Annotated in this window: 19 protein-coding genes and 1 tRNA gene; 11 read left to right on the top strand and 9 right to left on the bottom strand. The window is 59.8% G+C overall.

Translation table 11 applies throughout. The features are described 5' to 3' along the window. The first annotated feature begins 124 nt into the window (after window positions 1-124). A complete protein-coding gene (locus IU367_RS08370; protein ID WP_274454005.1) occupies window positions 125-904 on the top strand; it encodes a COG4705 family protein in 780 nt (259 codons plus the stop codon). 141 nt (window positions 905-1,045) lie between these two features. Continuing rightward, the gene (locus IU367_RS08365; RefSeq protein WP_274454004.1) at window positions 1,046-2,251 is read left to right on the top strand and encodes an MFS transporter; all 1,206 of its coding nucleotides are present in this window, start codon (window positions 1,046-1,048) and stop codon (window positions 2,249-2,251) included. Window positions 2,252-2,314: 63 nt separating this feature from the next. Here IU367_RS08365 and IU367_RS08360 read toward each other — a convergent pair. Then, window positions 2,315-2,402 (bottom strand) — tRNA-Ser (locus IU367_RS08360). A gap of 184 nt (window positions 2,403-2,586) precedes the next feature. Between IU367_RS08360 and IU367_RS08355 the strand changes: the two genes are divergently transcribed. The 3 genes from IU367_RS08355 (at window position 2,587) to IU367_RS08345 (ending at window position 5,930) form a co-directional block, all read left to right on the top strand. Continuing rightward, window positions 2,587-3,243, top strand: coding sequence for a Bax inhibitor-1/YccA family protein (locus IU367_RS08355; RefSeq protein ID WP_042652487.1), 657 nt, complete (start codon window positions 2,587-2,589; stop codon window positions 3,241-3,243). A 164-nt stretch (window positions 3,244-3,407) separates the two neighbouring features. Next, the gene (gene yccS / locus IU367_RS08350) at window positions 3,408-5,561 is read left to right on the top strand and encodes a YccS family putative transporter (RefSeq protein WP_274454002.1); all 2,154 of its coding nucleotides are present in this window, start codon (window positions 3,408-3,410) and stop codon (window positions 5,559-5,561) included. 24 nt (window positions 5,562-5,585) lie between these two features. Further along, a complete protein-coding gene (locus IU367_RS08345; protein ID WP_043139376.1) occupies window positions 5,586-5,930 on the top strand; it encodes a TusE/DsrC/DsvC family sulfur relay protein in 345 nt (114 codons plus the stop codon). 98 nt (window positions 5,931-6,028) lie between these two features. On the opposite strand, the gene dedD is transcribed toward IU367_RS08345, so the two are convergent. The 7 genes from dedD to IU367_RS08310 all read right to left on the bottom strand — a co-directional run bounded on the left by dedD (window position 6,029) and on the right by IU367_RS08310 (window position 15,027). After that, on the bottom strand, window positions 6,029-6,802 hold the full coding sequence (gene dedD, locus IU367_RS08340) for a cell division protein DedD (protein WP_274454001.1): 774 nt from the start codon (window positions 6,800-6,802) through the stop codon (window positions 6,029-6,031). 199 nt (window positions 6,803-7,001) lie between these two features. Then, window positions 7,002-8,261: a bifunctional tetrahydrofolate synthase/dihydrofolate synthase gene (folC, locus tag IU367_RS08335; protein WP_274454000.1), complete on the bottom strand. Its 1,260-nt coding sequence runs from the start codon at window positions 8,259-8,261 to the stop codon at window positions 7,002-7,004. Window positions 8,262-8,263: 2 nt separating this feature from the next. Then, window positions 8,264-9,127 carry an acetyl-CoA carboxylase, carboxyltransferase subunit beta gene (gene accD / locus IU367_RS08330; RefSeq protein WP_042866098.1) on the bottom strand — a complete coding sequence of 288 codons (864 nt, stop codon included), beginning with the start codon at window positions 9,125-9,127 and terminating at the stop codon, window positions 8,264-8,266. Window positions 9,128-9,246: 119 nt separating this feature from the next. Next, a complete protein-coding gene (truA, locus tag IU367_RS08325; protein WP_274453999.1) occupies window positions 9,247-10,056 on the bottom strand; it encodes a tRNA pseudouridine(38-40) synthase TruA in 810 nt (269 codons plus the stop codon). Between the two features lie 168 nt (window positions 10,057-10,224). Continuing rightward, window positions 10,225-12,393 (bottom strand): FimV/HubP family polar landmark protein, encoded by a 2,169-nt coding sequence (locus IU367_RS08320; RefSeq protein ID WP_274453998.1) that lies wholly within the window; start codon window positions 12,391-12,393, stop codon window positions 10,225-10,227. A gap of 278 nt (window positions 12,394-12,671) precedes the next feature. Continuing rightward, window positions 12,672-13,688: an aspartate-semialdehyde dehydrogenase gene (locus IU367_RS08315; RefSeq protein WP_042866095.1), complete on the bottom strand. Its 1,017-nt coding sequence runs from the start codon at window positions 13,686-13,688 to the stop codon at window positions 12,672-12,674. 205 nt (window positions 13,689-13,893) lie between these two features. After that, entirely contained in the window at window positions 13,894-15,027 is a 1,134-nt protein-coding gene (locus IU367_RS08310; RefSeq protein WP_274453996.1) for a 4-phosphoerythronate dehydrogenase, read from the bottom strand. Window positions 15,028-15,537: 510 nt separating this feature from the next. Here IU367_RS08310 and IU367_RS08305 point away from each other — a divergent pair. After that, the gene (locus IU367_RS08305) at window positions 15,538-16,260 is read left to right on the top strand and encodes a phosphatase PAP2 family protein (protein ID WP_043556490.1); all 723 of its coding nucleotides are present in this window, start codon (window positions 15,538-15,540) and stop codon (window positions 16,258-16,260) included. Window positions 16,261-16,344: 84 nt separating this feature from the next. Here IU367_RS08305 and IU367_RS08300 read toward each other — a convergent pair whose 3' ends face one another. After that, window positions 16,345-17,175 carry a MetQ/NlpA family ABC transporter substrate-binding protein gene (locus tag IU367_RS08300; protein ID WP_098983691.1) on the bottom strand — a complete coding sequence of 277 codons (831 nt, stop codon included), beginning with the start codon at window positions 17,173-17,175 and terminating at the stop codon, window positions 16,345-16,347. Between the two features lie 511 nt (window positions 17,176-17,686). On the opposite strand from IU367_RS08300, the gene IU367_RS08295 reads away from it, so the two are divergent. The 5 genes from IU367_RS08295 to IU367_RS08275 all read left to right on the top strand — a co-directional run bounded on the left by IU367_RS08295 (window position 17,687) and on the right by IU367_RS08275 (window position 23,462). After that, window positions 17,687-19,297, top strand: coding sequence for a DUF6119 family protein (locus IU367_RS08295; RefSeq protein ID WP_274453995.1), 1,611 nt, complete (start codon window positions 17,687-17,689; stop codon window positions 19,295-19,297). A 446-nt stretch (window positions 19,298-19,743) separates the two neighbouring features. Then, window positions 19,744-20,112 (top strand): hypothetical protein, encoded by a 369-nt coding sequence (locus IU367_RS08290; protein WP_274453994.1) that lies wholly within the window; start codon window positions 19,744-19,746, stop codon window positions 20,110-20,112. A gap of 19 nt (window positions 20,113-20,131) precedes the next feature. Then, complete coding sequence (locus IU367_RS08285) at window positions 20,132-20,671, top strand: hydrolase (RefSeq protein ID WP_274453993.1); 540 nt, start codon at window positions 20,132-20,134, stop codon at window positions 20,669-20,671. A 433-nt stretch (window positions 20,672-21,104) separates the two neighbouring features. After that, entirely contained in the window at window positions 21,105-22,982 is a 1,878-nt protein-coding gene (gene asp, locus IU367_RS08280) for a serine protease Asp (RefSeq protein WP_274453992.1), read from the top strand. A gap of 18 nt (window positions 22,983-23,000) precedes the next feature. Continuing rightward, window positions 23,001-23,462, top strand: coding sequence for a serine protease chaperone (locus IU367_RS08275; RefSeq protein ID WP_043139342.1), 462 nt, complete (start codon window positions 23,001-23,003; stop codon window positions 23,460-23,462). Window positions 23,463-23,892 lie beyond the last annotated feature (430 nt).

Here is a 23,892-nt window from a genome sequence, read left to right as displayed (position 1 = left end):
GGCTGCGCCGCGTGCAATAAAAATAGTGATGCGCTCCCTGCCTCTTAACACTTGCTTAAGACTTCTCGGCGACGCTGTGCCCTGACGAGTCCTCGTCGAACGGCATCAGCAAGCGAGGGTTAACATGCATAGCAACAGCAACGCAGCAATCAGCAAGGTGCCAGAGATCACCCTGGCATTCTGGGTCATCAAAATTCTGGCAACCACGCTGGGAGAAACCGGTGGCGACGCCGTCTCCATGTCGATGGATCTCGGTTATCTGGTGGGAACGGCGATCTTTGCCGTCATTTTCTTTGTATCGGTCAGCGCCCAAATCGCGGCGACCTCCTATAAACCCCTGCTTTACTGGACCACCATCATAGCCACCACCACGGTCGGCACCACGCTCGCAGACTTTGCCGATCGCTCGCTTGGGCTCGGTTATGCCGGCGGCTCCACCCTGCTGTTCCTGTTGCTGATGGGTTCCTTCTTCACCTGGTACAAGTTTCAGGGCAACATCTCCACCGGCAGCGCCACCACGCCCGGCACCGAGATGTTCTACTGGATCACCATCATGTTCTCCCAGACTCTGGGGACGGCACTGGGTGACTGGACCGCGGATGAAGCCGGCTTTGGCTATGCAGGCAGTGCCGTGCTGTTTGGCGGCATGCTGGTGGCCATAGTGGCAACCTACTACCTGACCCGGGTATCGCGTACCCTGCTGTTCTGGGCCGCGTTCATCCTGACTAGGCCGCTGGGCGCAGTAGTAGGCGACTTCCTGGACAAGCCGCTGAGCAAGGGGGGGCTGGAGCTGAGCCGTTATTCCGCCTCCTTTGCCCTGCTGGCCGCCATCGCCGTACTGGTGCTGATCTCGACCATCCAGCACAGACGCCTGGCCAATGCCGAGCTCGATATAGAGCAATAACCCCTGCCACCGGGACAGGCTGCTGCGCCAGCCTGTCCCATTTGCCTGCGCTCCTGATCAGACGGTGCAGCCCTCAACCTTCGGCGGGCAGCGCGGCTGACTATGCTCTGAGAGAGCCGCTTCCGTGCAAGGCAAATCACCATGACTCCGCACTCGTCCCGTCCCCCCCCCCTGAGCCAGATCCCGCGCGGTGTCTGGGTATTGGGCTTCGTCAGCATGCTGATGGATATCTCGTCCGAGATGATCCACAGCCTGTTGCCACTCTTCATGGTGACTGTGCTCGGCAGCAGCGCCCTCACAGTCGGCCTAATCGAAGGGGCGGCGGAAGCCACGGCGCTGATGGTCAAGGTCTTCTCCGGCACCCTGAGCGACTATCTGGGGCGACGCAAGGGGCTGGCCCTGCTGGGCTACGGGCTGGGGGCCCTCACCAAGCCGCTGTTTGCCATGGCATCCGGCAGCGGACTCGTGCTCGCGGCGCGACTGCTGGACCGAGTCGGCAAGGGCATTCGGGGCGCGCCCCGCGATGCGCTGGTGGCCGACCTAACCCCGGCGGCGCTGCGCGGCGCCGCCTTCGGCCTGCGCCAATCCCTCGACACGGTCGGCGCCTTGCTCGGCCCCCTGCTGGCGGTGGGATTGATGCTGCTCTGGCACGACGATTTTCGCGCCATCTTCTGGCTGGCCGTCATACCCGGGCTGGCTTCGGTCACCCTGCTCGCCATCGGGCTGCGCGAACCCGCACAGCCCGGGCCCGCCGTACGCAGCAATCCCTTGCGGCGCGACAATGTGCGCCGGCTGGGAGTGGGGTACGTGTGGGTTGTCGTCATCGGTGCCCTGTTCACCCTGGCCCGCTTCAGCGAAGCCTTTCTGGTGCTGCGAGCCCAGCAGACCGGCGTACCGCTGGCCCTGGTGCCGCTGGTCATGGTGGCGATGAACCTGGTCTATGCCCTGTCGGCCTACCCGTTCGGTCGCCTCTCGGATCGACTGCCTCACACCTGGCTGCTGATATGGGGAGTGCTGGTGTTGATCGCAGCCGACCTGACCCTGGCCGCGAGTACCCACTGGGCCGTCATGCTGGCGGGGGTGGCACTGTGGGGCGTGCACATGGGGATGACCCAGGGGCTGCTGGCCGCCATGGTGGCCGCCACGGCGCCCGCTGATCTGCGCGGCACCGCCTATGGTCTCTTCAATCTGGTCAGCGGCCTCGCCATGCTGCTGGCCAGCCTGGTGGCGGGCTGGATGTGGGATAGCCTGGGCGCGGCCTTTACCTTCTACACGGGCGCGGCCTTCTGTCTGCTCACCCTGCTGGTACTGCTCTGGCGAACAGGCTCAACCCCTGACAACGGATGAAAAGCCCAATCACAGGCAGCAAAAAGCCCCAGACAACGAGGTTGTCTGGGGCTTCTCTGAAGATGGCGGAGGAGGTGGGATTTGAACCCACGGATGGTCGCCCATCGCCGGTTTTCAAGACCGGTGCATTCAGCCGCTCTGCCACCCCTCCGAACGGCGTGCATACTACGTCAAGCCCTTGTTCATATGCAATACATATTTGTTCTGGGATAGTAGGGGGCAACAGGCTGGGGTAGCGCTTGAAATCAGCGCTCGTCATCCCCACATTCAGTGCATACAATGCGATAACGAAGCGGAATCTGCCGCCTCAACCGGAAATCAAGAGGACACCCAAGATGGATACCCGTTCTATCTACACCGGCACCCAGAGTGCCGCGCGCGACACCAACAAGGTGCTGCGCAACACCTATATGCTGCTCTCCCTCACTCTTGGCTTCTCTGCCGTTGTGGCCGGGGTCGCCACCGTGATGAACATGCCGCCCCTGCACTGGGCCGTGTTCCTTATCGGTGTGTACGGTCTGATGTTCCTGACCCAGAAGAACCGCGAAAATGGCATGGGGCTGGTGTTTACCTTCGCCCTGACCGGCCTGCTCGGCTACAGCCTGGGCCCCATCATCAACATGTACATGAACAATGGTGGTGGCGAGATAGTGATGACGGCCCTGGGCGGCACAGCGCTGACCTTCTTTGGTCTGTCTGCCTATGCCCTGACCACCAAGCGTGACCTCTCCTTCATCGGTGGCATGCTGTTCGTCGGTTTCTGGGTGCTGCTGGTAGCCATGGTCGCCAACATCTTCCTGCAAATGAGCGCCCTGAGCCTGGCCCTGTCCGCCATGTTCATGCTGTTCTCCTCCGGCGCCATACTGCTGACCACCCAGCAGATCATCCGGGGCGGTGAGACCAACTACATCTCCGCCACCGTGACCCTGTATGTCTCCATCTACAACATCTTCCTGAGTCTGCTGAGCCTGCTTGGCGGCAACCGCAACTGATGAACAACCCCGCTTCGGCGGGGTTTTTATTGATGCCTGTTTCTGTCAGGATAAGTTGTAAATCAAGGATATGAAGCCAAGTGGCCCTGATCCAAATCAGGGCCGCTTCGCGCTTGGCGGGTTAGTATTCCGTTCTCGTTTCGTTCAAGGGTTGCTCTTGTCTCATGCCGATGGATTTCTCTGGCCTGCTGCGCCGACTGCTGACTGACAGTCATATCTACTTCGCCCTCAAGGTATTGCTGGCCATGGTGGGGCTGCTGGCCTTCACCCTGGCGACGGGCGACATCCAGCTCACTGTGCTGCTCTCCCTCGGGGTGGTGGCCGGCGCCATCGCCGAAACCGACGACAGCCTGTGGGGCCGGGTCAAGAACCTCGGTATGACGCTGCTCTGCTTCCTGTTTGCCTCGCTCTGTGTGCAGTACCTCTTCCCGACGCCCTGGCTGTTTGCCCTCGGGCTGGCGGGGTCGACCTTCATCTTCGTGATGGTGGGGGCGCTGGGCCAGCGTTACGCCACCATCAGCTTTGGCTCCCTGCTCATCGCCATCTACACCATGCTGGGGGCCGCCAAGGCGCCGGATCTCTTCTACCAGCCGCTGGCGCTCGGCGCAGGCGCACTCTGGTACGGCCTGGTCTCCCTCATCTGGCTCTGGCTGCTGCCCTACAAGACGTTGCACGAACAGCTGGCCCAGAGCTACTTTGCCCTCGGTCGCTATCTGCTGGAGAAATCCCGCTTCTTTCCGGCAGACGAACACGGCGCCCAGGCCATTCGCCACAATCTGGCCCAGCTCAACATCAATCTGGTCAACGCGCTGACCCTCACCAAATCGGCACTCAACGCCCGCCTCAGCACCCGCCATCAGGCGGCGCCCGAGCTTGCCAGCCTGCTGCGCCTCTACCTGCTGGCGCTGGAGATCCACGAGCGGGCCACCTCCAGCCACTACCCCTACAGCAAGCTGGAAGAAGAACTCAAGCAGGGCATAGTGCTGGACGGCTTCCAGGAGGTGTTCCTGCAACTGTCGGAGGCGTGCCAGCGACTCGGTTACGCCATCCTGGTGCACAAGCCTTATGCCCACAACAAGCGCATCCACTGGACCCTGGAGGCCCTCGGCGATCAGCTGGAGTTCACCCACCTCAAGCAGCACTATCCCAAGACGCTGCTGACGCCGATGAAGTTCCTGCGCCGCAACCTGGCCAGCATCAACCAGCTGCTGGGCAGTGCCGAAGAGCTGCAAAACCCAACCCAGGCACAGGCAAGCCTGCCGGCCCTGGCACGCCCGCCCCGCCTGCCGCTGCTGACCCAGCTCAAGCAGCATCTGACCCCGAACTCCATGGTGTTTCGCCACGCACTGCGCCTGTCGCTCGGGTTGGTGGTGGGTTACGGCATACTGCAGGCCTTCAATCTGGACAAGGGTTACTGGATCCTGCTGACGGTGCTGTTCGTCTGCCAGCCGAGCTACAGCGCCACCCGTCGCCGGCTGGTGCAGCGCATGCTCGGCACCTTCGCCGGCCTGCTGGTGGGGATCCCCGTGCTCTGGCTGTTCCCCGAGCTGCATGTCCAGCTGGTGGTGATGGGGCTGGCGGCCTTCCTGTTCTTCACCCAGGTGCGCAGCAACTACAGCGCCGCCGTCTGCTTCATCACCCTCTATGTGCTGATGGCATTCAACCTGCTGGACGGCATAGGGTTTGCCATCCTGGGGCCGCGCATGCTCGATACCTTCCTCGGCTGCCTGCTCTCCTATGCCCTGGTGGCCTGGCTGTGGCCGGACTGGCAGTACAAGCGGCTGCCGACCCTGATCGCCAACTCACTGTCAGCCAACGCCCGCTACTTGGCGGCCGTGCTCGCCAGCCTGCAACAGCAAAGAGATGAGTCCATCGACTACCGGGTGGCCCGCAAGAGCGCCCATCTGGCCGACAGCGAACTGGCCATGGCCTGGCAGAGCATGCTGGTGGAGCCGCAGAAGCGTCGCCGCTTCCTCGATCTCTGCTTCACCCTCACCTGGCGCAATCACGCCCTGCTCTCCTACATCTCGGCGCTGGGCGCCCATCGCGACAAGCTGGAAGCCATCGGCGAGCTCGACGAGATCAGCCGCCACCTGAGCCATACCCTGGAGCGCGCCGCCGGTCACCTGGCGGGGGAGATGCCGGCGCAGATCGAGGGCCAGTGCCCTGTGATAACCCCGGACAGCAGCGAGGAGCAGCTGATGCTGACCCAGCAGCTCACCCTCATCAGCCAGCTGGCGGACGAATTGCTTACCCTGGCCAACGAGAGCCGGTTGCTCACCGGGGATCAAGGCGCTACCATGCCCGCCCAATCCTGATAGCCCCTTTGCGAGGAGCCCCTTATGTCTGAAAAACATCAGCTGGCATTCAACGGCCAGACCATCGACACCGATGCCAAGGGCTATCTGCTCAACAGCAGCGACTGGAGCGAGGAGCTGGCACAGGTGCTGGCCGAGCAGGAAGGGATAGTGCTGGAGGAGCCCCACTGGGAGGTGGTGCGTTTCGTGCGCGCCTTTTACCTGGAGTTCAACACCTCCCCCGCCATTCGCGCCCTGGTCAAGGCGATGGAGAAGCAGTATGGCCCCGAGAAGGGCAACAGCCGCTATCTCTACAAGCTGTTCCCGGAAGGACCCGCCAAGCAGGCAACCAAGATAGGTGGCCTGCCCAAGCCGGTGAAATGCATCTAAAAACCGGCCCGGCCTCCCGCTGAGAGACCATGAACAGGTTCTAAAAAAATACCGCGCCTTGGCGCGGTATTTTTTATTCGGTGTTCGTCAAACCCGCATCAGGGGTTGTAAGCCACCACTGAACCACTGAGCCCAGTCATCTGGCCGATGCGACCCTGCATGCCCTGCAGCTTGGCCTTGGAGACATCCGGCCCGATGAAGACGCGGTTGAGCTGACCCTGCACCGGCGTTCTCGGCAAGGTGTGGGCCGAGTAGCCCGCCGCCCGCAACTTGCCTACCAGGGCATTGACGCTGTCGACGTTCTTGAAGGCGCCGAGCTGCAGGATCCAGCTGCCCTGAGCCGGCGCGGCGGGTGCCGGGGTGGCTGCCTGCGGTGTCATCTTGCTCGCAATGAGATCATCCATCGACTTGATCTGACCCGCCTGCGGCTTGGTCTCCACCGGTTTTTTCACTTCCACCGGCTTGGGCGGTACCGGCTTTGGCTTGGGCGGCTCGACCGGCTTCTTGGCGATCACCTCAGGCTTGGGCTTGACGACCGGCTGCGTCACCGGCTTGGTGGCAGGCGGCTGGGTCTGCGTCGCCGGGGTCTTGTTGGCCGCGAGCGTGACCGGATCCGAGACCTCCTCGACCTGCCACTGCTCGGCAGCAGAGGCCTGCTGCTGGCTGGCCAGATGTTCCGCCGGCAAGGCGCTGGCGGCTGAGACCTGCAGCGCAGGTTTGGCAGGTTCCAGCTCGGGGCGCAGCGGGATCTTGGCAAACGCCTCTTCCTTCTGCTCCAGCTTGTGGCCGTCCATCAGATCCGGCAGAAAAATGACAACCAGGGCCACCAGGATGACGGTCCCCACTAATCTGTTCTGAAACTTCGAAGCCAAGTTAATTCCCACCCATGTTACTTAGAATTAATCGTAATTTTGCGGACAACAATGATGGACGGTCCCCTCAAGCCATGCTGTTTTGCAACCTCGAAGCCAAGTTAATTCCTACCCATGTTGCTTAGCCTATGACACGCAGACGAGGGACTGGCCCGGGAAAACAGACCCGACGCCGTGCCATTCAACCTGCCAGTGCCGATCAGGACGCAGTGCCCGCCAGAATGTCGGCGACAGTGTAAAACGAACCAAACACAATGACCATATCATCAGGACTCGATACGGCCAACGCGGTCTGATAGGCGACCCTGACGCTATCAAAGCGCTGAGCCAGTCCCTTGCCCTCCCCCAGCGCGGCAGCGAGCTGCTCGGCACTGGCGGCGCGCGGGCCGGTGAGACTGGCCAGATACCACTCACTGATGAGGCCGTCGAGCTCGGCGAGCGAGCCCGCCATGTCCTTGTCTTTGAGCATGCCGACCACGGCGCGCCGTTTCCCCTTGCAGGGAATGTGGCGCAGCTGACTGGCGAGATAGGCCGCCGAATGGGGATTGTGGGCCACATCGACGATGACCAGGGGCTCGCTTTGCAACCGCTGCATCCGGCCAGCCAGCCTGGCATTGGCCAGCCCGGCACGGATGGCAGACTCCGGCAGCGGCAAGCCGAGTGATTCCAGCGCCGCCAGCACTGTGACCGCATTCATCAGCGGCAGGGCCGGTTTGGGCAGATCCAGCCACTGGTTGAGGCCGCGGTAATCCCAGCCGGTCTCATGCTCTTTACCAGAGAAGTCGACCCCCACCTGACGCAGGCAGGTGCCGAGGCGCTGCGCCTCTGAGGCTATGGTCGCTGGCGGGTTGGGCTCGCCGCTGATGGCGGGTTTGCCGGCGCGATACACTCCCGCCTTCTCCACTGCCACCGCTTCGCGGGTATCTCCCAGCCAGTCGCAGTGATCGAGCGCGATGGAGGTGATCATGGCCACATCGGACTCCACCACATTGGTGGCATCGAGCCGACCGCCCAGCCCCACTTCCAGCAGCAGCACGTCCGGCGCGGCGCGGCAGAAGAGCCACAAGCCCGCCAGGGTGGCGAACTCGAAGAAGGTGAGCGCTATCTCGCCGCGGGCCGCTTCCACCTCGGCAAAGGCGGTACAGTGATCGCCGTCAGCCAGCTCGGCGCCGTCGATGCGCACCCGCTCGGTAAAGCGCAGCAGATGGGGAGAGGAGTAGACGCCGACCTTGTAGCCCGCGGCCATCAATATGCTGGCCGCCATGGCACAGCTGGAGCCCTTGCCGTTGGTGCCCGCCACCGTGATCACCTTGAACGGCAGTTGGGTAAGACCCATGCGCCGGGCGACGACACCGACCCGATCCAGCCCCATGTCGATGTTGACCGGGTGGATCTGCTCCAAATAAGAAAGCCAGTCGACCAGCGACCGGCTTTGGGATTGTTGCATGTTTGAACTCATCTTCACTCTTCGATGACGTGAGTATTCAGCATTTTGGCGAGCAGGCTGGCCAGACGGTTGCGCATCTCGCGGCGATCTATGATGAGATCGATGGCGCCCTTCTCCAGCAGGAACTCGGAGCGCTGGAAGCCTTCCGGCAGTTTCTCGCGCACCGTCTGCTCGATGACGCGCGGGCCGGCAAAACCGATCAGCGCCTTGGGCTCGCCCACGTTGATGTCACCCAGCATGGCCAGACTGGCGGAGACGCCCCCCATGGTGGGGTCGGTCAGCACAGAGATATAGGGCAGACCCGCCTTGGTAAGCCGGTCCAGCGCAGCACTGGTCTTGGCCATCTGCATCAGGGAGAAGAGCGCTTCCTGCATGCGGGCACCGCCGGAGGCGGAGAAGCAGACCAGACCGCGACCTTCCTTGATGCTCTCCTCGACGGCACGCACGAAACGGGCGCCCACTACGGAGGACATGGAGCCACCGATGAAGGAGAACTCGAATGAACAGGCGACGACCGGCACCCCCTTGAGGGTCCCCTTCATCACCACCAGCGCATCTTTTTCTCCCGTCTCTTTCTGAGCGGCAGACAAACGATCCTTGTAGCGCTTGGAATCCTTGAATTTCAAGACATCCTGCGGCTCCAGCTCGGCACCGATCTCGGTGCGGCCCTGCTCATCGAGAAAACTCTCGAGACGGGCACGAGCGCTGATGCGCATATGATGATCACACTTGGGGCAAACTTCGAGATTGCGCTCCAACTCTGCCCGGTAGAGCACCTGTTCACAAGCACTGCACTTGGTCCACACCCCTTCCGGAATGTTGTGACGACGAGGTGTAGTGATCTTGCTCTTGGGAAGGATCTTCTCAAGCCAGCTCATGGAATTCCTTAATGCTTTTGTGCCTGACAAAACGCATCGAGCCTAGATTGTTCAATGACTTAATAGCTCGATGGCAATAAATGACGGATCATTAAACCACAAATTTTCGGGGCCAGTTACTAAAAACTGGTCGTACCCGGTGCCGAGTCCGGCAGCCAGAGCGGGCCGAGCGGCAACTGCGGCAGGGCGAATTCAGCCGGGTAATCCACGTCCACCAGATAGAGGCCACCGGCCTTGGCGGTGGGCCCGGCCAGGTTGCGATCCTTGGCGGCCAGCACCTCGGCAATCCACTCCACAGGTTTGAGTCCCTGCCCCACCAGCAGCAGGGAGCCGGTGATGTTGCGCACCATATGGTGCAGGAAGGCGTTGGCCTTGATGTCGAGCACGATGTAGGGGCCGGAGCGGCTGACGCACAGGTGCGTCACATTGCGCCAGGGGGTGTTGGATTGGCAGGCAACCGCGCGGAAGGTGCTGAAGTCGTGCTCCCCCAGCAGGCTCTGGCCCGCCTGGTGCATCAGCTCGGCGTCTATGGTCTCGTGGTAGTGGCTGACGCCGCTGCCGAGGATCGCCGGACGGTAGTTGTGGTTGTAGATGACATAACGGTAGCGACGGGCGGTGGCGCTGAAGCGGGCGTGGAAGCTCTCGTCCACCTGCTTGACCCAGCGCACGGCGATGTCCGGCGGCAGGTTGGAGTTGAGACCCAGGGTCCAGGCCCCCTCGGCACGGTTCGCCTCGGTATCGAAGTGGATCACCTGACCTGTGGCATGCACGCCGGCATCGGTGCGACCGGCGCACTGGATGGAGACAGGGTGGTTGGCAATCCGGCTGAGGGCCTTCTCCAGCTCGGCCTGCACGCTGATCACTTCTCGCTGACGCTGCCAGCCGAAATACCGGCTGCCGTCATATTCAATACCTAGGGCAATTCGCATGGATAACACTTGTCTTATGGTGAAAGAAGGGCGGTAAACGAAACGGGGCGGATTATACGCGCTCAGGCTGAAAAGTCCCAAAAACCGCATCCAGCTCGATACAGGCCCCCAATAGAGAAGGGCAGCCTGCCGGCTGCCCTTCGTTACCTGATCACATCATGCAAGGGGTTATCCCAACCGCTTGAGCAACTTCTCGGCCTCGGCGCGCTGGTGATCCGTGCCCTGCTCCGCCGCCTCTTGCAGCAGCTCGCGGGCACTATCCTTGTCATCGATCTCGAGGTAGGCACGGGCCAGATCCAGCTTGGCCCCCACGCCGCCATCGTCGGCATCCACATCAAACCCGGTGGATTCCGGCAGCACCTCGGGGAAACCATCCAGCCCCACATCCAGCGAGAAGCCCTGATAAGGCTCCTGCTCAGTGGTGCTGGCATCGGCCTCGGCCAGCAGCTTGTCGATCTCGACGTAGCCGCTCTCCTGCGCCTGTTCCCGTGGCTTCACGTCTCCCTGATGGGATTCCACCTCGGCGAAGGCATCCTCAAAATCGGAGAGCGCCAGCTCGTTGGGATCCCACTCCAGATCCGGCTCGGCCGCCTTGCCCTTGGCCGGTGCCAGCCCCAGTTCCGCCAGCATCTCGTCGGCGCTGGTATCGGCGGCGCTCTGCTGCGCACTCTCCTTGCCAGCGGCAGGCTCGGCAAAGGCGCTTTCGAAGTCGCTCAGGTCAAAGGAGGCCAGCTCCTCGTCGCTGACCACGGGCTCGGCATCCGGCTGGCCGTCATCGTCGGCATCCAGATCCAGATCGGCGGTGAGATCGGCGTCCAGCTCGGCAAACAGCGCGGCCTGCAGCTCCTCTTCACTCATGACCTCATGACCGCCCTTGGGCGGGTTGAACTCGCTGGCGAGATCGAGATCCGGCCCGGCATCAAGCTCGATGGACTCGTCATGGGCGAGATCCAGCTCGGGCACCAGATCCGGGTCACGGATGGCAGCCTTGGCGGCCGGCGCAGGTTCCGGCTCGAAACTGGCCAGATCCATCTCGCCATCGTCGCTGAACACCAGATCGGCCGGCGCCTCTGGCTCGGCCACCGCCATATAACCATCAGGCGTGTTGAGATCCGGTCTCGGCCGCATCGGCTCCTCGTCCGCGATGCCGACCGTCATCAGCTCGTCAAATTCGCCGCTCTCCTGATCCATGACCATGGCGGTGGATTCGGACAGGCTCTTCTCCTGCTCTTCCAGCTCACGACGTGCCCGGGCACGCAGCCAGAGCGTGACCAGCGCCAGCACCAGCAACACGGGCAGCAGTATGATCATCGCCAGGTTGAGCGGCGAGGCGAGCAAGTCCATCAGCCAGTTCTGCTTGGGCTCGGGAGCCACCGCCACCGGCGGTACCGGCTTGGCTTTCAACTCGGCAATTTCTTTTTGCAGCGCAGTCTGATCCAGCAGCTGGGCCTTGAGGGTCTCCACCTCTTCGGTCAGGGATTGCAGGCGCAGCTTGAGCCTGTGGTTCATCTCAGTGACCTGGCCGAGCTGAGCATTGGCATCTTCCAGCGCCAGCGCCATCTCGGTGGAGGGCTTGCCGACCGGTTTGCCCACATCGGCCGGCAGCGGAGCCGGGGCGCTCGCACTGGCGGCGCTGGTTGTTGCGGCCTGGCTTGGTACGGGTTCGGCCGCCTTGGCAACCTCTTTGACCTCGGTGGCCGGTTGCGGCGTGGTCACCTTGGGTACGGGTGCCGGAATAGGGGCGGCCTTGGGCGCAGTCGCCTTGGCAGGCGCAGCGGCAACCTTGGTCTCCGCCGGCTTGGCCGGCTGGGCATGTTTGTTGGCCAGGTATTTCGGGCTCAGCCCTTTCCAGCTGGCGTTGTCGCTGTTGAAACGCTGACGAGCCTGCGCATCCGTGATGACGCTGGCCTCGGCGGCGCTTGGCAGCTGAATGCGGGATCCCACCAGTATGTGGTTGATGTTGCCATCGGCAAAGCTGCGGGGATTCTTCTCGTAGATCGCCACCATGGTCTGGTAGACGCTCACCTTGTTGGAGGGGCGGTACTTGCTCGCCAGACTCCAGAGGGTATCGGTGGGACGGATCGGGCCATAACTGCCGGCATTGCTGGTCGCAACCTGCCGCACTATGGGCTGGGCCCTGGCCTGGCTGGGTTGGGACGTGGCGCGGGGAGCGGCGACGGGTTGCGCCAGCGGCTGGGAATTGACGGCAGGCGGAGCCGGTTCGTCCGGGCCCTTGAGCTCAACAAAAAAAGGCTCCCGCGCCGAGTCTTCAGCCTGGGCGGTGCCCAGCAGACCCAATGCGAGTAGCGTTGCCAATGTTATGCGGGAATGTCCCATATTCGTTCCTTCGTATGACGGCCCTATCGCATTGAAAAATCTGGATAGTTACCCCAAAACAGTCGGTTCAATATAAATCAGGCTCAGGTTGCAAGCCAGCAGTCCGACACATTTAGCACCCAACTTGTTTCTGAGTGTAGGAAAAAACTTAATCAGTTGATATCGCGAAAAATTCTCGGGGCCATAGAGTGCGGCCCCGGTCACATCCACACCGCATGCGGGTGGCAGGTTGCACGCCCGATGGGGCTCCTTCCCCATCGGGCCAGCCGATCCGCGGATCAGAGGTAATCGCGCACCAGCAGCTCGGCAATCTGTACGCTGTTGGTCGCGGCACCCTTACGAACGTTATCGGCCACGATCCACATATTGATACCACTCGGGTGAGAAATATCCTGACGGACCCGGCCGACCAGCACCTCATCCTTGCCGGTGGCGTCGCGCACCGGGGTCGGATAGTCAGCTTCGTCATCGAACAGGGTGACGCCCGGGGCATTGCGCAGCAGCTCCTTGACCTGATCCGCATCCAGCGGCTGGTGCAGCTCGACGTGGACCGCCTCGGCGTGACCGTAGAACACGGGCACCCGCACACAGGTGGGGTTCACGGCTATGCTGGCATCCCCCAGGATCTTCTGGGTTTCCCACACCATCTTCATCTCTTCACGGGTGTAGCCGTTGTCGGTGAAGCTGTCGATCTGCGGAATGAGGTTGAAGGCAATCTGCTGCGGGTAGAGGGTCGGCTCCACCGGACGGCCGTTGAGCAGCTGCGCGGTCTGGCCGGCCAGCTCGCTCACCCCCTCCTTGCCGGAACCGGAGACGGACTGGTAGGTCGCCACGTTGATGCGGGCTATGCCCACCTCGTCGTGCAGCGGCTTGAGCGCCACCAGCATCTGGATGGTGGAGCAGTTCGGGTTGGCGATGATGTTGCGGTTGCGAAAATCGGCCAGCGCGTCCGGGTTCACTTCCGGGATCACCAGCGGGATGTCGGCGTCGTAACGGAAGCAGGAGGTGTTGTCGATGACGATGCAGCCGTGCTCGGCGGCGATGGGTGCCCACTTGGCAGAGACCTCGGCCCCGGCGGAGAAGAGCGCTATCTGCACCTGGCTCCAGTCAAACTCTTCCACGTCCTTGATCTCGAGGTTCTTGCCACCAAAGCGCACCGTATCACCGGCGCTGCGGCTGGAGGCCAGCGGATAGAGGGTGCCGACCGGGAAGGCGCGCTCCTCCAGAATTTCGATCATGGCCTGACCCACGGCGCCGCTGGCGCCCAATACCGCTACGTTGAATTGCTGACTCACTGATGTTCTCTCCTGTGGAATTACCCATGGATGGCGCCGGTTAACCGCCGCTATCCATGGTGTCGCTGACGCACGCTGGCATCACAGTTGGCAGGCTGACCTGCCCGATAGGGGATTTGGCATCATGCCAAACCGGACAAGGGCGGGATCGGGTGTGACACAGGATCCGCCCATTTTCTGGTGTTGAATTCGGGATTGAGTCGGCTCACCCGGCCTGAATGCCAAAGCCGAGCCGGGCCAGGGTATCGCCGGCGAAAGGGCCGCAGACATGCAAGGAGGATAGCTCGCGCCGCTCCGGGTAGTGTTTGCGCTGTTCATCGAAACTGCCGGGCAGCTCAATCCGGTTGCGAAAACGGGCATCGTCGCGACGCACGTCATAAATAAGGTGCACCAGCTGCTTGATCAACGCCTGATCCGCCGGTTGACCCGGTGTCAGTGCGCACACCTCGGGGGTTGGCAGCAAGGATTGCAGATCCTGGCGCGCCGCGCGGCCCAGCTGCTGGCACAGCGCCTGATAGAGCATCCAGGTGCCACGCGCCTTGCCCTCCAGGCTGTAGCCTGCGATGTGAGGGGTCGCTATCTCGGTATGGGGCACCAGAGCACGCAGTGGCTCGGGCTCCCCTTCCCACACATCCATCACCAGCCGCAGGGGCTCAGGCCTTTGCTGGCGAGCGAGCAGGGCCTGGTTGTCCCACACCTCGCCACGGGAGGCGTTGACGAGGATCTGCCCGGCTGGTCGCGCGGCGATCACCCGCTCATCCAGCAGGTGGAAAGTGGCATCCGGCCCCTCGCGGGTGATGGGCACGTGAAAGCTGACGATGTCGGCGCCAAGGGCGCTCTGGTAGTCGACAAACGCCCCCGCTTCACCCGCCTGCGCGGCGGCCCGGGCGCGCGGCGGATCGCAGCGCAGCACCCGCATGCCGAGGGCCTCGGCCTTGCCCGCCACGCATTCCCCGGTGTTGCCGGCGCCTATGACGGCGAGGCTCATCTCGCTCAAATTGAGCTCATGACGCTCGGCCAGCACCAGCAAGGCACTCAGCACATAGTCACCGACCGAATACTTGTTGCAGCCGGGCGCACTGAAAAAGGGAATGCCCCGCTCGGCCAGCAGCGCCTTGTCTACGTGATCCGTGCCTATAGTGGCGGTGCCGACGAACCCGAGCCGCGGGCTGGTGGTGAGGAGTTCGGCATCGACCCGGGTCACGGAGCGCACCAGCAGCACATCGGCATCTTGCAGATCCGCCGCCTGCATCTGTCGTCCTGGCAGGGGGATCACCTCGCCAAATTCGGCAAACAACTCGAGGGCGTGGGGCATATTTTCATCAACGACGATCTTCATCGGGCTCTCTCACTTCGCAACCGGCCACAGGCGCGCCATTCTAGCCCAAACCAACCGAATTTTCAGATGCTTATTCGCCCATCTCCTTTCACCACACTCGCTCCGCCCGGCTTGCCCAAAGCGGCCAGATGCCCAGATACTTGTTCACCCCTGCCCTTTCACCACAATCGATCCGCCCGGCCTGCCCAAAGCGGCCAGATGCCCAGACGCTGGTGCGCCCATGCCCCTTCACCACAGTCGCTCCGCCAAACCTGCCCAAAGCGGCCAGATGCCCGGATGCTGGTTCGCCCATGCCCCTTCACCAGAGTCGATTCACCAGACCGGCCCAAACCGCCAAGATGTTCAGATGCTGACGCCCCATGCCCATATCGTCATCTCGGCCCGGGCCACACTCATTTGTAACCCCATGTTACAGTCCGGCCGGTGCGACTTGACCGACAAGCCGAGGCTGGCACAATGGCGCCTCTTTTTTATCTGCCCCTGTTACACGCACCCGTTACGAGCCCTGTTATGCCGACTCATGCCTCTTCGTTGCCGCGCCGCCAGGTGCTTGGTTTCAGCGCCGCCCTGATCCTGCCGCTGCTGCTGCTGACCTGCCTTCCCTGGCAGCCCTTTATGAGCAACGCTCTGCAATCGGGCTGGCTGTGGTGGCCCTACGCCCTCACCCGCATGGTGGATCTGCCCGGCCTCGCCGTCAGCATCGCCGCCCTCTTGCTGCTGACCCGACACAAGCTGACGCTGAGCCTGCCCGCCACGCTGGCCCTCGGTGGCGCCCTGTTTGCCGTGCTGGCGGGAGACTGGGCCATCAAGAGCCTGGTCAAACACCTGACCCAGGAGCCACGCCCCTATCTGATCTGGCTGGAGAGCCAGAACCTGATCCCCGCCATCCAGCAGTTCTACGCCAGCAAGGTGGAAGTACGCAGCGAGCAGGTGCATGCGGCCAGCCTCTTGCTGGCCCTGCCCGAGTGGCTCGGCAACCACTGGCAGGCGGAGGTGAACTACGCCTTCCCCTCTGGCCACAGCATCGCCGCCATGAGCCTGGCCCAGTTCTTCGGCCTGATCTGGCTGGCCCGCGCCCCCGCCGGGGTCTGGCTGCTGCCGCTGTGGGCGCTGGGCATAGGCCTGTCACGCATGCTGATCGGCATGCACTGGCCGCTGGACGTGCTGGCGAGCGCCCTGCTCGGCAGCCTGACCGCACTCGTTGCCGCCCGCTGGTGGCTGCGCCGCTACTGACGCCTGTGACGACGCCAACAAAAACGGGCACCTTCTGGTGCCCGTTTTTGTTGATGCGATAGCGTCACATACCCATGGCCATGCTCAGTTGCTGGCGCTCTGCCCCTGCCATCCCTCGGGATACTTGTAACCCACGAAGCGCTTGGCGGCATAGGCCTTGAATTCGGGGGAGTTGTAGGCCGCAGCCACGTCCTTGGCAAACGGCTGCCCGGCATCGGCGCTTTTCACCACCACCCAGTTGATGAAGTTGTAGCTGCGCTCGAGGAACAGACCCTCGCTGAACGCAATGCCGCTGGAGGCGGCGAAGTTGCCGTTGATGACGGAGAAGTCCACATCTTCCCGCGAACGCGGCAGTTGCGCAGCTTCCAGCTGGATCAGCTTGATATTGTGCGGATTTTTCGCCACATCAAACTCGCTCGCCTTGAGCGGATTGATCCCCTCCTTGAGGGTGAGCCAGCCCAGATCCTGCAGCATCAGCAGGGCCCGCGCCTGATTGGTCGGATCGTTGGGGATGGCGACCGTGCTCCCTTCTTTCAACGCCTTCAGCTCGCCCAGCTTGCCGGCGTAGAGCCCCATGGGACCGGTCGGTACCTGGGTGATGGGAGCCAGCGACAGGCCCCTGTCTTTTGAGAAACTCTCCAGATAGGGTTTGTGCTGGAAGCAGTTCACGTCGAGCGAGCCATCGGCCAGCGCGATATTGGGGGTCACGTAGTCGGTGAACTCCACCAGTTTGACCTTGTAGCCCTTGGCCTCCAGCTGCGGCTTGATGGAGTCGGTCACCATGTCGGCAAAGTCCCCGACTGTCGTGCCAATCACTATCTCTTTCTTGGCCGGATCGGCGGCAAGAACGGAAAACGGCAGGCTGCTGGCCAGCAGTGCCAGCGCGGAGAGGGTGAAGAAGGAACGACGCTGCATAAGAAACTCCCTGTCAACATGATCAAAACGGTGGCCTATGATGGCGCTTGCCACCATGGATATATTCGCCACAACCATCCAGCCATCTAAACGGCTAATTAATGCCACCATAACAGAGCCTCTTCCCGTCGCCAAGCAACAAAACAGGGCAAGCTTAACCAAGCGGCAGCTAAGCCCGGCTTTCAACCCGGTTGGGCTATCGTGCAGAAAATCTTTGATAAACCACACAGTTATTGCTTTTGCCCCCTCCCCGAACCGGCCGCAACTGGCTTATTGTGGCCATTCGGTACCGTTTGTCAGGGTGCCAGGTGCGCTTTGTCAGGCTCACCCTGCGGAAGAAGGTGCACACTGGAGGCGTCATTCAGGGGCGGTAGCGTATATTTTTAAACTAAAACCTAGTTTCTTTTACCCCCTAATATTCAATAGCAACGTCTATTAAATATTATTTAAAAAAACCAACCGCCATATATTACCAATGAGCAACTTTCGATAGTCTTCACGGAGTTTGACAATGAGTATCACATACAATATCTACAGAATTAGTACATCAAACCTATCTAGATTACTTGAAGGGCTCAGTAAAACTGAACTAGTGAAACAAAAAACTAAAATAACAAATAATTTCACGTCAACATTCTATTTTTCAGAGAACCCTATAGGAAATGATGTATGGTGGGCTGATGCTTATAAAGAGTATTTAAGTGATAATAGCTCCAAACCAAGGAACATTTTTTATTATGCTCTTCTAATATCAGAGCCAAAGTCACCAAAAGCAAAACATGCTTATTTGGTTAGCTTAGGAAAATCACACTTCTACCTTAACCGATTTATAGATAGAGACTTTGGAATTAATCTTGCGGTGAGAATAGCGGATGAAGAAACTATTTTGTTAAAAAAGAGTACATATTTTTCAAGTGTAAAAACAGGAGAGTTATCTTCCTATATAAAATTCATAAAAAACAATTATGACCCAGGCGAATCAGTAGATCACCTGAAACTTAAAGCATCCAAAGTTGATATATGGGGTAATAAGAATATTATTTTCTCAGATTCGATTCAAATTAGTTCAGATATCATTCCGACAGATATAGAGGAACTACTAAATAGAATAGAGCAACATATGTCAGACCATGAAGTGATACATCTCCCAAAACTAGAGACTGTACGAGACTCACTTTTCAGAGATGAATTAGATGGCCATTTATTAAATGCAATTAGGAAAGGTCAATTTGAATTCTCGTTATCAGAATTTGAAGTGACTGGTTGTAATATTCGACTAGAGTCAAATAATTTTGACTATGACATATATATCAAGGATGGAAGAGGACCAGAAAATACCAGAGAAAAACTAGGTGACAGCCTCAATAAAGAGGTTATTGCAGAATACATAAAGAAACTCGATAACAATATTTCTTTATGCGATATAAAAATAAAATCTACTTGCGACCTAATAGGGCGACGTACTAGACCGCTAAGAGAGGTCATTGAGTTTTCGTTTCAATTACACGAAAGCCAGTACATCTTGAAAAGAGGGATCTGGTACATATTCAACAACACCTTTATGCAACTTCTTAAAAAATCGCTTGAGAATATCGCATCGTCATATAGAGATAATCTCTATGAAAGTGAGTATCAAGAATGGAAAAATGATAAAGAACTTAAAATAAACGACAATAATTTAAACACTCTCAACAAAATTTTATATAGAGAGTTTTTCTTTAATGAAAAAATGTGTGAAAATTATAACTATGAACTTCTTGATAGAAAGACCGAAAATGTCGAGTCCATGACTATTGCAGCTCGTGACTATAAAGTTGAAGTTGCCGATCTATATGATAGAGATAAAAAAGAAGCTATATCAGTTAAAATATCAGATGACTCTAGCTCCCTTATCTACAATATAGCACAATCATTAACATCCATAGAGTTGCATGTAAATAACTCGCTATCTAAAAACCGAAAAATAGAGACTGCATCACTATGGTTTATATTCACAAAGAAAATAAATAAAATCACAGAGTTCAACTCTATTCAATTTCTACTTTCTTTAGAGTCATGGAAAAAAAGAATGAATGCTATTGGAGTAAAACCAAATATATATATATCACAGCATATAAAATAGACTTATTTAACTATAGTTCAGCTGTATTACTTGACATCGTACTAACGCCAATACATTGACAAACCACATTTAATATAAGCAGAAGGATGTAGGAGGTTAGCCTATATAGTCAAATATATAGTTCGATGCAAAAACAATAACCACCTATAAAGTAAATATGGGTATGAAATATTTTGTTACTTTGGCCAGCCAACAGAAAAGCGTCGACAACATTGCCTCTTTCAAGCTACTCATGTATTTTTCATAGTGATATTACCATCACTATATTTACAATTTGAATTACTTTATTTTTGACCGGCGCTGGCATTGCGGGTAGGTTTATGGGCCTTATCGACAGGGTGCCGTGACTCATATTTTATACGTCACCATGTCAATGGCGAACGGCATGGAAGGCACGCCAGATCACGAGCAGGGAGCAAGACCACACCCTACTTCAAGGAGTATTCATGAGCCCCAAACAACAGCTGATCGCCAAAGGCATCTTTATCGCTTCGACGCTTTTTTCTTTGGCCATGATAGCGTTTGTTGCATGGTCCGTCGTCACGGTCAGCCCGCTGCACCCGGCCGGATCAGCCCCGTCACAGGGGGTCAGCATCGGCCTCGCACTGGCCATTGGGCTGTTTGTCATGGCATTCAACTATGTGGCCTATCGCGGGCTCACCGAGCCGGTGAAGGGCTTCAAGCTTGTCTTCTGGTGCTTTATCGCGCTGCATCTGTTTGCCTTGCCGATCGGTACCGCCATTGCGCTGACCCTTATCTATCTGTGGAACCAGTCGCGTACATCTGTCATCCGTCCACTGGGTGCCACCCACTGATCTGACCCAGGGAGCCATCATGCTGACCGTCTCTACCACAGGCCTGCTGGTCGTCGATATTCAGGGCAAGCTGGCACGGCTCGTCGAGGGGAGCCCGGCCCTGATTGCCAATAGCGCACGGCTGGTACAAGGGGCCCAGGCGCTGGGCTTGCCGGTTGTCTGGCTGGAACAAAATCCGGACAAGCTGGGGCCGACTGTGCCCGAGCTGCAGCCACTGCAAAGCGGCGCCCCCGTGCTGGCCAAGTTCAGCTTCGGCGCGCTGGGGGAGCCGGCAGTGGCCGCCGCGCTGGCCCGGACGGGCAGGCGTCACTGGCTGGTGTGCGGCATAGAGGCCCATATCTGCGTTTACCAGACTGTGCTGGGACTGCTCGACAGCGGCGCCCATGTCTCCCTGGTGGTGGATGCCGTGTCGTCCCGCAGCGCCGCCAACCGTGACTTGGCCATCGCTCAGCTGGCCGCCCGTGGCGCACGGCTCACCTCGGTGGAGATGTGCCTCTATGAGCTGCTGGGGGATTGCCGCCATCCGGCGTTTCGCCCGATCCTGGCCCTGATCAAATAACGGCCGGCCACTCTCGGCCAACTCCTCACATAAACACGGCGCCACTGGCGCCGTTTTCATTGCCGCCTGGGTGCAAAACCCACCTCCCGGCATGGCAGGCTTGCCGGCCACATAACACCCGCTTGGGTATGTGTCATATCTGGTCAGGGCCAGCCCAACGCGCCAGCCTCGGCACTGCCGCAGCCAGGGTGAACGGCGAGTTAATAACAGCTTGATCTATAAAGGCAAAGATCAACAACTGCCAACTGAGAAAAGTTCTCAATACAACATATAAAGGGATTCGCCGGAACCCCCATATGGTTGAAAACCGGTTTGTGATGGGATTTTTTTGAGCCTTATCTCAGATCAGAAATGAGTGCTTTTTGGCTCTGTTTTTCCCGTGTATAGATGCCAGTCGCACCCAGGACGGTGCGATATAAGATGGAGTTTATTAATGAGAAAAACATCGTTGGCGTTGGCAATCTCGGCCCTGCTCTCGGCCCTGCCTATCGCTTCAGTTCAGGCTAATGAGAGTTGCACCCCACTCACCGGCAAAGAGGCCGGACTCGATACCGGTCGCAGCAGCGCAGTCCGTTGTCTGCCCGGCATCAACCCCCTGCAGGACCAGCAGTGGCACCTGCTCAACAGCGGCCAGAATGCCTTCAGCCCCCGCGGTGGCGTGGCGGGCAATGACCTCAACCTCTGGTGGGCACACCGCACCGAGGTATTGGGTCAGGGCATCAACGTGGCCGTGGTGGACGATGGCATGGCCATCGCCCACCCGGATCTGGCCGACAACGTGCGCCCCGGCTCCAAAAACGTGGTGACCGGCAGCAGCGATCCCACCCCGACCGATCCGGACAGTGCCCACGGCACCTCGGTATCCGGCATCATAGCCGCGGTGGACAACACCATAGGCACCCTGGGGGTGGCTCCCCGCGCCCAGTTGCAGGGCTTCAACCTGCTCGATGACAACAGCCAGCAGTTGCAGAAGGATTGGCTCTACGCCCTGGGTGGCAATGCCGTCACCGCGGATAACCGGGTCTTCAACCAGAGCTACGGCATGAGCCTGGTCGATCCTGAAGGGGCCAACGGGCTGGATCAGGTGCAGCTCGATCGCCTGTTCGAGCAACAGACCCAGCAGGCGCAGGGGGCGGCCTATATCAAGGCGGCGGGCAACGGCTTCAACCGGATTGCCTCCGGCAACTATGTGCTCAACCGCACCGGCAACCTGCCCAAGCTGCCGTTCGAGAACAGCAACATAGATCCCTCCAACAGCAACTTCTGGAACCTGGTGGTGAGCGCCATCAACGCGGACGGGGTACGTTCTTCCTACTCCAGCGTCGGCAGCAACGTCTTCCTGAGCGCCCCCGGCGGGGAATACGGCACGGATGCGCCGGCCATGGTGACCACGGATCTGCCCGGCTGCGACATGGGTTACAACCGGGTGGACGATCCCAGCACCAACCGGCTGCACAACAACCCGCAACTGGATGCCAGCTGCGACTATAACGGCGTGATGAACGGCACCTCCTCGGCCACCCCGAACACCACAGGCGCCATGGCGCTGCTGATGTCCGCCTATCCGGACTTGTCGGTGCGGGATCTGCGCGACCTGCTGGCCCGCAACGCCACCCGGCTCGACGCCAATCAGGGGCCCGTGCAGATCAGTTACACGGCCGCCAATGGTCAGCGCCGCCAGGTGACGGGTCTGGAGGGGTGGGAGCGCAACGCGGCCGGCCTCTGGTACAGCCCGACCTATGGTTTTGGCCTGGTGGATGTGAACAAGACCCTGGCCCACGCCGCCAGCCATGATCCGCTGCCGCCACTGGTGCAGTTGCCCTGGCAGAAAGTGACGGTCCGGGATCGCGCCGTCGGTGCCATCCCGGACGTGGGCAGCAGCCCGACCCGCTCCAGCACGCAGGTCGATCAGCCATTGACGGTCGAGGCCGTGCAGGTGATGGTGAGCCTGGATCACCAGCGGCTGCCCGATCTGCTGATCGAACTGGTCTCGCCATCCGGCACCCGCAGCGTGCTGCTCAACCCCAACAACAGCCTGGTGGGACAATCCCTCGACCGGCAGCAGCTGGGCTATGTGCGCACCAAGGGGCTGCGTGACATGCGCATGCTCTCCCACAAGTTCTACGGCGAACCGGCCCAGGGCGAGTGGCGCCTGGAGGTGACCGACGTGGCCAATGGCAGCCGCCAGGTCTCGCTGCTCGATCGCAGAACCAACACCCGCAGCACCCTGACCGAGCGCAACAACAGCCAGCCGGGTCAACTGCTCGACTGGTCCCTGCGGGTTCTCGGTCACGACGCAGCCCGTTCCTGATCACAGAGGAGTCATAACATGAAACACAGCTTACTCAGCCTTGCCCTGGCAAGCCTGCTGGCCTCGGTCTGCGTGCACGCAACGGCCGACGAATCGGTGGTGATCGATGGCAAGCAGTACAACACCGTAGAGGTGAATGGCAAGACCTACCTGACGCCGGATAACGGCAGCAAGAAACGGGTCGCCCGCAGCCTGGATGGCAAGGTGCCACAACAGACCCTGCGCAGCGGCGACGTCCTGCTGCAAGGGGTCGCCAGCCCCGAGCTGACCGTCAGCGGCACCCTGCTGGTGGAGGCCGATGACAATCAGGCCAAGGCGCTGGCGGGCCGCCACGGCCTGCAGTTCAAGCAGAGCAGCGGCGGCATCGCCCTGCTGCAGGCCAAGCCAGGCACGGATCTGAACGCCATCGCTACCCAGCTCAAGCAGCAAGGGGTCAGGGTGCAGATAGAACTGGCCGGTGCACTGAAACAGCCAAAGTGAGCAAGCCCTTGCGCTGACAAGCGCGAGGTATCTTGCACACGCCGAGGGGGCCGCTGGCCCCCTCTCTTCTGCCCGATCGTCTGCGCCCCGCACCTCAGGGCGAATCGCACCCCAAGCCTGACCGCCCTGTTGCCGCCATCCGCAATGGTGGGTCATCCAGTCTCCCCTTTCCCCTCCCTGCCGCGCAGCCTGTGATGCGACCCCTGTCACAACTTGGCACCCTTGCTCCCAACTGCACATTTCTCGCCCCGCCAAGGCAAGGCGCAGCCAGCCCGACTTGCTAACCTGCCTGCGGCTCCGGCCATGGTTGCCCCCTTGCACATGCACCCTGGCCCATCCTGAGCCGTCATCGATATCCATGGGAACCCGCCATCAGAGCGGCCGCCCGGCCCGATCACTTGTCGGTGTCGATATCGCACTTGCCTTTTTA

The organism is Aeromonas bestiarum (assembly GCF_028751155.1).
GTDB lineage: Bacteria > Pseudomonadota > Gammaproteobacteria > Enterobacterales > Aeromonadaceae > Aeromonas > Aeromonas bestiarum.
This window is presented reverse-complemented; position numbering and strand designations above follow the sequence as displayed.